Below are 9670 nucleotides of genomic sequence, written 5' to 3' on the forward strand. Positions count from 1 at the left end.
GACTTCTACAGACCTGAGAAGTTCGTTCACGGCAGCGGAAAGATCCCTCTGCCGGTGGATCAGCCCTGCAGACCACTGCGGCTGCGACGGCGGAACCGAACTTCCACAGGAGACGCGCCATGACCCTCACGCAGCTTGCCTACCCCCGTCAGGAACCGGAGTCCACCGGTGAGGACATCCGGCTCCGCAACTGGGCTAGGAACTCCCGCCTGGGCCTGCCCGGCTCGGTCGTCGCGCCGGTCAGCGAGGCGGAGCTGTGCGACTTCCTGTCCAGCGGTGACGGCCCGGTGCGGATGATCGGCAGCCGGATGTCGCCCGGCAGGATGATCGAGGTCGCGAACGGGGCCGGCACGTTGCTGGACCTGGGCGGGCTGAGCGGCCTGCTCTCGAGTACCGAGGACACCGTGACCTTCGCCGGCTCCACGCCCCTGGCCGAGGTGTACGCGTTCCTCACCGCGCGGGGGCAGACGCTGAGCGCCTCGCCCGGGGTGATCGCCGAGCAGACCCTGGCCGGTGCCCTGTCCTCCGGGACCCACGGTCAGGGCCTGGGGCAGAGCTCGATCGCGGGCGATGCGCTGATGATCCGGATGGTGCTGGCCGACGGCACGGTCGCGGAGTTCGACCGCGCGCACCCGGACTTCGGCGCCGTCCAGCTCGGTCTCGGCTCCCTGGGCGTGATCACGGCCGTGACGCTGCGTGCACGGGAGACCGTGATCTACACCTGCGTCAAGAAGGCCGTCGACGCCGGCACGCTCGAGGCGGACCTCGAGACGTGGAACCGGGAGAACCTCCTGGTCAAGGCGTGGTGGTTCCCCCAGGAGAACCAGGTCCAGGTCTGGACGGCGAACGGGGCGAGCGACGACGAGGTCTCGCGCTACCGGGCCGGCGGGAGCGAGCTGCTGGAGCACGAGAGCACCGACGCGACGATGAACACCACGGTGGAGTCGACGTTGCGCCTGCTGCGCGACGATGTCACGGGGGTGGCCGACGGCGGCAAGCCGCTGCGCACCGTGACCCGGTTCCGGGACTTCACCGACGTCACCGGGGACGTCTACCAGGTGTTCTGCCGGGGGATCGCCACCCCGCAGATCAACGTGGAGATCGGCATCCCGCTGGCGCGGGCCGGAGCGGTGATCAGGAGGATCAAGGACTGGCACGCGGAGACGCGCCCGCGGATGCACTACCCGGTGATCCTGCGCTGCACCGGCGCCTCGGACGGGTGGTTGAGCCCGTCGAATGGCGAGGACACCTGCTACTTCGGTTTCGTGGTCTACTACTCGGCCGACGGTTCGCTGTCCGAGGAGGGGAACAGTTTCCTGCGTGCGGTGGAACGGGTCCTGGCCGAGGAGGGTGGCCGCCCGCACTGGGGCAAGTACTTCGACGAGTCCCTCTACGACTGGCCCGCGCTCTACCCGGGCTGGGAGGCCTTCCGCCGGGTCCGTGAGGAGCTGGACCCGCAGCACCGGTTCGCCACCGCGTTCACCGCGGCCCTGCTCGATTGAGCCGATACAGCCCCCCTCGATCCCCCAGGACAGGCGCACCGCCGATGAACGCCTGGGTGACCTTGCTGACGCAACCCGACTACCTGATCGGTGTCCGGACGCTGCGCGCGTCGCTGGCGGCCACCGGCAGTAGGGCGCCGCTCGTGGTCATGGTCACCGAGGGGATCGACGACGAGGCCCGGCGGCTCCTGCAGGACGACGGGTGCCTGGTGCGCGAGGTGGAGCCGCTGCGCCCGGCCGGGGGATCGGCCGAAAGCTACGCCAACGCCCGGTTCGCGGAGGTGTGGACCAAGCTGGCCGTCTGGGGGCTCACGGAGTTCGAGCGCGCGGTCTTCCTGGACGCCGACATGCTGGTGACACGGACCATGGACGAGCTGTTCTCGCTGGAGCTGGCCGACGGCGCCATCGCCGCCTGCCACGCCTGCCGGTGCAACCCCAACCGGATCGCGAGCTACCCGCCGGACTGGACGCCCGAGAGGTGCTTCTACACGCACTGCCGGGGCAGGGACCACGTCACCGAACCGGACGCGACGGACAACTACCTCAACGGCGGCTTCCTCGTGCTCTCGCCCGATGCGGTCGTCCTCACCGACATGGTGGCCCGGCTGGCGGCCGTGGAGGACCTCTCGGACTACCCGTTCGCCGAGCAGGACTTCCTCAACGAGTACTACCGCGACCGCTGGCAGCCGCTGCCCTACGTGTACAACGCGCTGAAGACCCTGCCGCACCAGCACCCCTCGGTCTGGGACCCGGCGGCGGTGAAGAACATCCACTACATCATCGACAAGCCCTGGGCCAAGCCCCTCGACCCCGCGGACCGGTACGCCGCGGTGAACCGGCTCTGGTGGGAGACGGCCGACCCCCTGGCCGCACCCACCCCCTGACCCCGCCGGCCGCCTAACCCGTCTCCCGTCGTCTGTCCATGCCCGCCCGCACGGGACCGATCTGTCCGAGGGCCTGATTACAGTGGGAAGGCAATCAACGGGAGGCAGTGATCAGCACCACGAGCAGTACGCGCATCGGCTGGCTGGACGGCCTGCGCGGCGTCGCCATCCTCCTCGTCGTGGTGCTGCACACCGGTGAGGCCCTGCGCGCGGCTGTCGGACCCCTGGCCGGCATCGACGAGTTCAACCTGTTCCTCGAACCGTTCCGGATGCCGGTACTGATGTTCCTCTCGGGGATCCTGCTCCCGCAGTCGCGGGCCAATCCCGGGCGCACGTACTTCGCGGGCAAGGTCTCCATGGTGGCCTGGCCCTACCTGCTGTGGTCCGTGATCATCCTCGCCGCCAGCGGGGACCTCGGCCCGGCGTCCGCCCTGGGGATCCTCTACCTCTCGCCCACCTACCTCTGGTACCTCTGGTTCATCCTCGTCTTCTACGCCGTGGCCTACCCGCTGCGGCGAGTGCCCCCGCTCGTCCTCGCGGGGGTGGGACTGGCGGTCGCCTTCGCCCTGCCCGTGGGCAGCCGCCCGGAGACCATGGCCTTCCTCGCGGCGTTCTTCTTCCTCGGTGCGTGGTGCGCCCGGCATCCCGGGCGTCTCGAGGAGGCGCTCTCCACACCCTGGGTCGTTGCGGGCGGGGCCGTCCTGGCGATCGTCGTCGGCGTCCTGAACGTGATGGAGGAGGATGTCCTGTACCGCGCGGAGTACTCCTGGGGGGTGCTGGGTGGCCTGGTGGTGGTGTGCTGGGTCTTCCCGCGGCTCGGCAGCAACCGCGTCACTGCGGCGCTCGAGTTCGTGGGCCGCTACTCGATCGTGTTCTACGTGACCCACCTGGGGCCGATCATGATCAGCCTCGCCCTCCTCGACATGGCCGGACTGACCGGTGCCTGGTTCGTGTTCCCGGTGGTCCTCGTGATCGGGATCGGGTGCCCTCTCGGACTGGCCTGGCTCTACGCGCGCAGGGAGCACGCATCCGTCAACCTGCTGTTCGAGTTGCCGGCGCTCAAGCGCCGTCCGAGCGACCGTTCCCTCCGGTCCCGCCGCTCCCGCACCTGAGGTTCCGGATCCGCCCGTCCCGGAGGGGAACCCGGCCGCATTTCGCTGCGGAGCACCACAATGTTAGGCTACCTAACTATGAGCCCCACGACGGATCCGCAGCTGCTGGATCTCGCCCAGTCCTTCCGCACCACCCTGCGCCACGCGGTGTACCTCAGCCGATCCATGAACGGCGAGGGCCGACTCTCCGTGGTGCAGCTGAGCACCCTCAGCATGGCGGCGGAGGAACCCCTGCGCGTCAGCCGGATCGCCGCGAACCTCGGCATCCGGGTGCCGTCCGCCACCGAGCAGATCATCAAGCTCGAGCAGGCCGGGCTCGTGAGCAGGCACCCCGACCCCACGGACTCGCGCGCGGTCCTCGTGACCCTGACGGATCACGGACGCACCGAGTGGGAGGCGGCCAGCCGCCACCGCAACGAACGTGTGGCGGCACTGCTGGACCAGCTCGGCGACGACGAGCGGGCAACCCTCGCGGCAGCCCTGCCGATCATCGAGAAACTCACCCACACCGATTAGAGGTACCAGAGTGACCATGCATGCCGCACGGCGGGCATCGACCGAACCGACCGTGCTCGAGGAGGAGCGGGCCTCCTTCTTCCGCCAGCCCAAGGCCGTCTGGGCCACGGCGCTCGCCGCCGTCTTCGCCTTCATGGGAATCGGGCTGGTGGATCCGATCCTCCCCGCGATCGCCGAGAACCTCGCGGCCACACCCAGCCAGGTGTCGCTGCTCTTCACCAGCTACTTCCTCGTCACGGCTCTCGCGATGCTCGTGACCGGGGTGATCTCCTCGCGCATCGGTGGCAAGCGGACGCTGCTGCTGGGGCTCGGGTTGATCGTGGTCTTCGCGTCACTGGCCGGGCTGTCGGGTGACGTCGGTACGCTCGTGGGCTTCCGAGCGGGCTGGGGGCTCGGCAACGCGCTCTTCGTGGCCACGGCGCTCGCCGTGATCGTGGGTGTGGCCAGCGGCGGCACGGCGACGGCGATCATCCTCTACGAGGCGGCGCTGGGCCTCGGGATCTCCCTCGGCCCGCTGCTGGGCGCCCTCCTGGGCGGCTGGCAGTGGCGCGCGCCCTTCTTCGGCACCGCCGTCCTCATGGCCGCAGCGTTCGTGGCCCTCACCGTCCTACTCCCCGCGACGCCGAAGCCCGCGGTGCGCACCTCCCTGAAGGACCCGCTCGTGGCCCTCGGGCACCGGGGGCTGCGCACCACCGCGTCCAGTGCCCTCTTCTACAACTACGGGTTCTTCACCATCCTCGCCTTCACCCCGTTCGTGCTCGGGATGGACGCCTACGGGATCGGAGCCGTCTTCTTCGGGTGGGGCATCATGGTGGCGATCTTCTCGGTCCTCGTGGCCCCGGTGCTGCAGCGCCGCCTCGGGACCACCCGCGTGCTGCTCCTGACCCTGGGTGCCCTGGCCCTGGTGCTCGGCGGGCTGGCGCTGGCCGCCGAGCACTCCGTTGCCGCCGTCGTGGTGCTGGTGATCACCTCGGGTGCCCTGCTGGGGATCAACAACACGCTGTACACGGAACTGGCCATGGGCGTCTCGGACGCACCGCGCCCCGTGGCCTCCGCGGGGTACAACTGCGTGCGGTGGCTGGGCGGCGCGCTCGCACCGTTCGCGGCGACGAAACTCGCCGAGGTCTTCGGCCCGCAGGTCACCTACGCGGTGGCTGCCGTCATGGTGCTCGTCGCGGGCGCCGTGGTACTCGGCGGCCGTGCCTCGCTCGTGCACGCCGCCGAGTAGGGGAGGTGCGGCGTCGGCCCGCTCAGCCGGCCAGGATCGACGTCGTCCCCTCGTCCTCCGCGCCGCCGTAGTACTTCTCCAGGACCGCGGTGAAGGCGCTCTCCTCCGGGTCCGCTCGGTGGAAGAGGGTCATGGAGGACTGCAGCTTGCGGGCGTCGATGCCGCCCAGCACGGCCGCGGCGTCGTCCCCGGGGAGGTCGAGCAGGGCCCGGGAGCACTCGAGCAGGCGCGGTCCGAGGACCGGGTGCGCCAGGTAGGCGCGAGCCTCGGCGAGGGAGTGCACCGCGTACTTGACCGCCGTCGGGCTGGAACCGAGCCCGGCGATCTGGGGGAGGACGAACCACATCCAGTGACTGGTCTTGTGCCCCCGGCGCAGTTCGGTCAGCGCCTGCGCATGGGTGCCGGAGGCGTCCTGGGCCTCGACGAAGCGGGCGAGGTCGTGGTGCTCGGTCATGGTGTCCTCCGGGGTGCGGTGGGGTGCGGCCCTTCATCGACAGCGAACGGGCCTGACATCCGGGCCCGGGGTCGTTAGCGTGGAGGGATGTCGACAATCAATATCACCGAGGCAAGTTTCCCCGAAACCATCGAGGGCAACGACATCGTGTTCGTTGACTTCTGGGCCGAGTGGTGCGGACCGTGCAAGCAGTTCGCCCCCGTGTACGACGCCGTGTCGCAGAAGCACGAGGACGTCACCTTCGCGAAGGTGGACACCGAGTCCGAGCAGTCCCTCGCAGCCGCGGCGGGGATCACCTCGATCCCCACGCTCATGGCGTTCCGCGAGAAGGTGCTCGTGTTCTCGCAGCCGGGTGCCCTGAACGCCACCCAGTTCGGTGAGCTGGTCGATGCGGTCAAGGGTCTGGACATGAAGGCCGTGCACCAGCAGATCGCCGAGCAGCAGAGCCAGGGCGGAGCTCCCGCGAGCGCCGACGGGCAGTAGTACCCGACAGCCGGGAAAGGCCCCGCACTCCTCGAGTGCGGGGCCTTTCGACATCCAGATCAGAGCGCCAGATCAGAGCGCCGGGTCAGACCGCCTGGTCGGACCGCTCGACATCGGCCGGCTTCGCCAGCAGGGCGCTCAGCGACTCGCCGAGGTCCTGGAGGGCGGGGCCGCGCATGTGCTGCTCCAGCAGCTCCGTGGATTCCCACTGCTCGGTGAGGACGATGCGGTCCTCCTGCGCGTCGGTGATCTCGTACCGGATGCAGCCGGGCTCCTGCACCACCTGCTCGATGGCGATGTCCAGGGCCAGTTTGACTCGGAAGAACTCCCCGTCCAGCGGGGTGAATACTGCGGTGACGTCCACGGGTGTGCTCATGCCTCCACCCTACTGGCGGAGGGCGACGCCGCGCGTCGCCCTCCGTGACCGCTCAACGCCGGCGGTGGTCCTCGGGGGTGAGCCGCGGACCGAAGGCCTGCTTGCGGAAGCCGCTCCCGTAGAGCGATCGCACCACGCGCTGCCGGTGCCCCTTCCAGGGCTTGAGCAGCTCGATCATCCCGGCGTCGTCGGTCCTGCGGCCGGTGAGTGCCGCGCCCACGTAGGCGGCGAGATGGTAGTCGCCCACGGAGATGGAGTCGGGACACCCGTGGGTCCGCTGAACCACCTCCGCGACGGTCCACACCCCGATGCCCGGCACCGATCGGAGACCCGCGTGGACCGGTGCACCGCTCGACACAGCGAGGCGCTCCAGACCGCTGGCCACCAGTGCGGCCTTGAGGATCGTGGCGGACCGCTTGGAGTCCACACCTGCCCTGTGCCAGTCCCACGAGGGGACGCGCCGCCACTGCTCGGCGGTCGGGGGGAGCCGGAGCCCGGCCGGGGCGTACTCACCGGCGCCGGGAGCGGCATCGCCGTGGTGCAGGAGGAGGTACCGCCAGGCCCGCTTGGCCTCCAGCCCGGTGACCTTCTGCTCCAGCACGGCGCGGGCCACGGTGTCCAGCATGCGTCCCGACGCCGGCAGGCGCAGCCCCGGGTTCAGGTACCGCCCCTTCCGGGCGAGGTCGGGGAGGGAGTCCCGGAACTCGGGGGTGTCGAACGCGGCCCAGTCGTCGTCGGCACCGAGGAGCCGCGGAAGTGCCTGCAGCGCCGCGGCCGCCCCCAGGCCCCAGGCGGTCGCCTGCACCCGGGCATCGTTCAGGCCGCCGCGCTGACGGAGCAGGAGGGTCACGGGTCCGTCGGTGGTGCGGAAGGCGAGCCAGGAATTGGGGCCCTGGCTGATGAAGGAGGGGTCCCCGGCACCGCACTGCAGCGTCCGGATGGTCCCGGCCAGGGCGTAGGGGCCCTCCGGGACCCATTCCGCGGCCTCCGCACCCGAGGGCACGACGGCGGGCGAGATGGTCATGGGTTAATCCTGCCACGGTGCGCGGACCGCTCCCGCGCTCGCAGCCCTGTAACCCGGTCAGCCTGCGATGACGCGGGCGATGGTCCCGCCCAACGATGCCGTGGTCCCGGTCCCGCCCAGATCCCGGGTTAGGGTGTCCCCGCCCTCGGCCAGCACGGACTCGATGGCGGAGAGGATCGCCGCTGCGGCCTCGGTCTCACCGAGGTGCTCCAGCATCATCGATGCGCTCCAGATCTGCCCCACCGGATTCGCGATGCCCTTGCCCGCGATGTCCGGGGCGGAGCCGTGCACGGGCTCGAAGAGGCTGGGGAACGTGCGCTCGGGATTGATGTTGCCGCTCGGGGCGATGCCGATGGTCCCGGTGCAGGCCGGGCCGAGGTCGGAGAGGATGTCGCCGAACAGGTTGCTGGCGACCACGACGTCGAACCAGTCCGGGTGCAGCACGAAGTTGGCGCACAGGATGTCGATGTGGAACTTGTCCACGCGGACGCCGTCGTACCTGGCCGACATCGCCTCCACGCGCTCGTCCCAGTAGGGCATGGTGATCGAGATGCCGTTGCTCTTGGTGGCGGAGGTGAGGTGCTTCTTGTCCCGCGTCTGCGCGAGGTCGAAGGCGTAGCGCAGAATGCGGTCCACGCCGGTGCGCGTCATCACGGTGTCCTGGATGACCGTCTCGCGCTCCGTGCCCTCGAACATCCGGCCGCCCACGCTGGAGTACTCGCCCTCGGTGTTCTCCCGCACCACGTAGAAGTCCACGTCACCGGGTTCGCGGCCGGCCAGGGGGCTCCTGACGCCGGGCATGAGCTTCACCGGGCGCAGGTTCACGTACTGGTCGAAGTGGCGGCGGAACTGCAGCAGGCTGCCCCAGAGGGAGACGTGGTCGGGCACCACGTCGGGCCAGCCCACCGCGCCGAAGAAGATGGCGTCGAACGTCCGCAGCTCCTCGAACCAGTTCTCCGGCAGCATGGTGCCGTGCTCCAGGTAGTAGTCCGCGCTGGCATAGTCGAACTCGACGATCTCGAGGTCGAAGCCGAAGCGGTCGGCGGCGGCGCGCAGGGAGCGCAGGCCCTCGGGCACCACCTCCTTGCCGATGCCGTCCCCGGCGATGACCGCGATCCGGTGGGTGTTCGTCATGGCTGCTCCTCGTCGATGGGCGGCGTGCTCCTGACCAGCCTAGGTGCCGGAGCCAGTGCGGAGGGTGGCGACGGCCGCGGGAAGCATCACGGCGACCACCAGTAGCCCGAGGAGGGCCAGGGGTGTCCAGCGGATCCTGATGTCGAGCGTGCGCAGCCGCTCGATCCACAGCAGGGTGGCCAGCGATCCCCACGGGGTGAGGAGCGGGCCGAGGTTCACGCCGATCAACAGCGCGGCCAGGCGTACCGGGGATCCGGCGAGCGGCTCCAGTGCCAGGTACGCGGGCAGGTTGTTGACGGCGTTGGCCGCGGTGGCGCCGGACGCGGCGAGCCGGCGCAGCTCGAGGTAGCCCTCGCCGCTCCCGGCCACCGGGGCCAGGAAGGCGTCGAGGCCCTGTGCGTGCGCGGCCGCCACCAGCACGAACAGACTCATGGCCAGTACGAGCGGCCGGACGGGCACCAGACCGAGGGGCAGCCCGTCCGGCCGCCGGACGGCGAAGAGGACGGCCAGGACGACGGCGGCCACCGTGGCGCTCAGGGCCACGGGGATGCCGCTGACCAGGGCGGGGAGCAGGAGCACGAGGACCCCCTGCCCGCAGCGGAGCAGGACGGTGTCCTCGGCGGCCCGGGCCGGTGCGGGGGAGAAGCCGCCGCGGAGGTCGCGGCGGAAGACCAGGAGCAGCACGGCGCACGGCACCACGACGCCGATCACGGCCGGCCCCGCGACCAACCCGACGAACGACGCCGGGGCGAGCGGCAGCCGCTCCTGGACCAGCGGGGTCGGCAGGTTGGAGACGGGCGGGAGCGGCGAGGCCGTGTTCGCCAGCCACGCCACGGTCACGGCGAAGGGCCACGGCGGCACCCCGACGCGCCGGGCGAGGAGGACGACGAGCGGGGTGAGCAGCACCGCGGTGGGGTCGAGGGAGAAGAACACGGTGCACAGGACGCAGAGGAGCAC

At 70.4% G+C, this 9670-nt stretch carries 11 protein-coding genes; 6 read left to right on the forward strand and 5 right to left on the reverse strand.

Annotation, left to right across the window (positions count from 1 at the left end):
- The first annotated feature begins 119 nt into the window (after positions 1-119).
- The 5 genes from AC792_RS06620 to AC792_RS06640 all read left to right on the forward strand — a co-directional run bounded on the left by AC792_RS06620 (position 120) and on the right by AC792_RS06640 (position 5242).
- Positions 120-1502 carry a D-arabinono-1,4-lactone oxidase gene (locus AC792_RS06620; protein WP_049829778.1) on the forward strand — a complete coding sequence of 461 codons (1383 nt, stop codon included), beginning with the start codon at positions 120-122 and terminating at the stop codon, positions 1500-1502.
- 44 nt (positions 1503-1546) lie between these two features.
- Positions 1547-2386, forward strand: a complete 840-nt coding sequence (locus AC792_RS06625) for a glycosyltransferase family 8 protein (protein ID WP_049829779.1) — start codon at positions 1547-1549, stop codon at positions 2384-2386.
- Positions 2387-2493: 107 nt separating this feature from the next.
- Positions 2494-3498, forward strand: coding sequence for an acyltransferase family protein (locus tag AC792_RS06630; protein ID WP_049829780.1), 1005 nt, complete (start codon positions 2494-2496; stop codon positions 3496-3498).
- Between the two features lie 78 nt (positions 3499-3576).
- On the forward strand, positions 3577-4014 hold the full coding sequence (locus tag AC792_RS06635; RefSeq protein ID WP_049829781.1) for a MarR family winged helix-turn-helix transcriptional regulator: 438 nt from the start codon (positions 3577-3579) through the stop codon (positions 4012-4014).
- A 16-nt stretch (positions 4015-4030) separates the two neighbouring features.
- Positions 4031-5242 carry an MFS transporter gene (locus AC792_RS06640; RefSeq protein WP_049829789.1) on the forward strand — a complete coding sequence of 404 codons (1212 nt, stop codon included), beginning with the start codon at positions 4031-4033 and terminating at the stop codon, positions 5240-5242.
- A 22-nt stretch (positions 5243-5264) separates the two neighbouring features.
- Here AC792_RS06640 and AC792_RS06645 read toward each other — a convergent pair whose 3' ends face one another.
- Positions 5265-5696, reverse strand: a complete 432-nt coding sequence (locus tag AC792_RS06645) for a DUF1810 domain-containing protein (RefSeq protein ID WP_049829782.1) — start codon at positions 5694-5696, stop codon at positions 5265-5267.
- A gap of 87 nt (positions 5697-5783) precedes the next feature.
- Here AC792_RS06645 and trxA point away from each other — a divergent pair, with 87 nt between their 5' ends.
- Complete coding sequence (gene trxA, locus AC792_RS06650; protein ID WP_049829783.1) at positions 5784-6179, forward strand: thioredoxin; 396 nt, start codon at positions 5784-5786, stop codon at positions 6177-6179.
- A gap of 85 nt (positions 6180-6264) precedes the next feature.
- Here the strand turns inward: trxA and AC792_RS06655 are convergent, their stop codons facing one another.
- From AC792_RS06655 to AC792_RS06670, 4 genes are all read right to left on the reverse strand, one after another.
- The gene (locus AC792_RS06655; RefSeq protein WP_049829784.1) at positions 6265-6555 is read right to left on the reverse strand and encodes a putative quinol monooxygenase; all 291 of its coding nucleotides are present in this window, start codon (positions 6553-6555) and stop codon (positions 6265-6267) included.
- Between the two features lie 52 nt (positions 6556-6607).
- A complete protein-coding gene (locus tag AC792_RS06660; protein ID WP_049829785.1) occupies positions 6608-7579 on the reverse strand; it encodes a DNA-3-methyladenine glycosylase family protein in 972 nt (323 codons plus the stop codon).
- 57 nt (positions 7580-7636) lie between these two features.
- Entirely contained in the window at positions 7637-8713 is a 1077-nt protein-coding gene (locus AC792_RS06665; RefSeq protein WP_049829786.1) for a tartrate dehydrogenase, read from the reverse strand.
- A gap of 39 nt (positions 8714-8752) precedes the next feature.
- On the reverse strand, positions 8753-9670 hold a 918-nt coding region (locus tag AC792_RS06670; RefSeq protein ID WP_152916069.1), incomplete at its 5' end, for an SLC13 family permease.

Source organism: Arthrobacter sp. RIT-PI-e, assembly GCF_001187915.1.
Taxonomy (GTDB): domain Bacteria; phylum Actinomycetota; class Actinomycetes; order Actinomycetales; family Micrococcaceae; genus Arthrobacter_D.

Coding starts and splice junctions, on each gene's coding strand:
- AC792_RS06665 (WP_049829786.1), bottom strand. CDS start 8,713: ATGACGAACACCCACCGGATCGCGGTCATCGCCGGGGACGGCATCGGC.
- AC792_RS06635 (WP_049829781.1), top strand. CDS start 3,577: ATGAGCCCCACGACGGATCCGCAGCTGCTGGATCTCGCCCAGTCCTTC.
- AC792_RS06620 (WP_049829778.1), top strand. CDS start 120: ATGACCCTCACGCAGCTTGCCTACCCCCGTCAGGAACCGGAGTCCACC.
- AC792_RS06625 (WP_049829779.1), top strand. CDS start 1,547: ATGAACGCCTGGGTGACCTTGCTGACGCAACCCGACTACCTGATCGGT.
- AC792_RS06660 (WP_049829785.1), bottom strand. CDS start 7,579: ATGACCATCTCGCCCGCCGTCGTGCCCTCGGGTGCGGAGGCCGCGGAA.
- trxA (WP_049829783.1), top strand. CDS start 5,784: ATGTCGACAATCAATATCACCGAGGCAAGTTTCCCCGAAACCATCGAG.
- AC792_RS06655 (WP_049829784.1), bottom strand. CDS start 6,555: ATGAGCACACCCGTGGACGTCACCGCAGTATTCACCCCGCTGGACGGG.
- AC792_RS06645 (WP_049829782.1), bottom strand. CDS start 5,696: ATGACCGAGCACCACGACCTCGCCCGCTTCGTCGAGGCCCAGGACGCC.
- AC792_RS06640 (WP_049829789.1), top strand. CDS start 4,031: ATGCATGCCGCACGGCGGGCATCGACCGAACCGACCGTGCTCGAGGAG.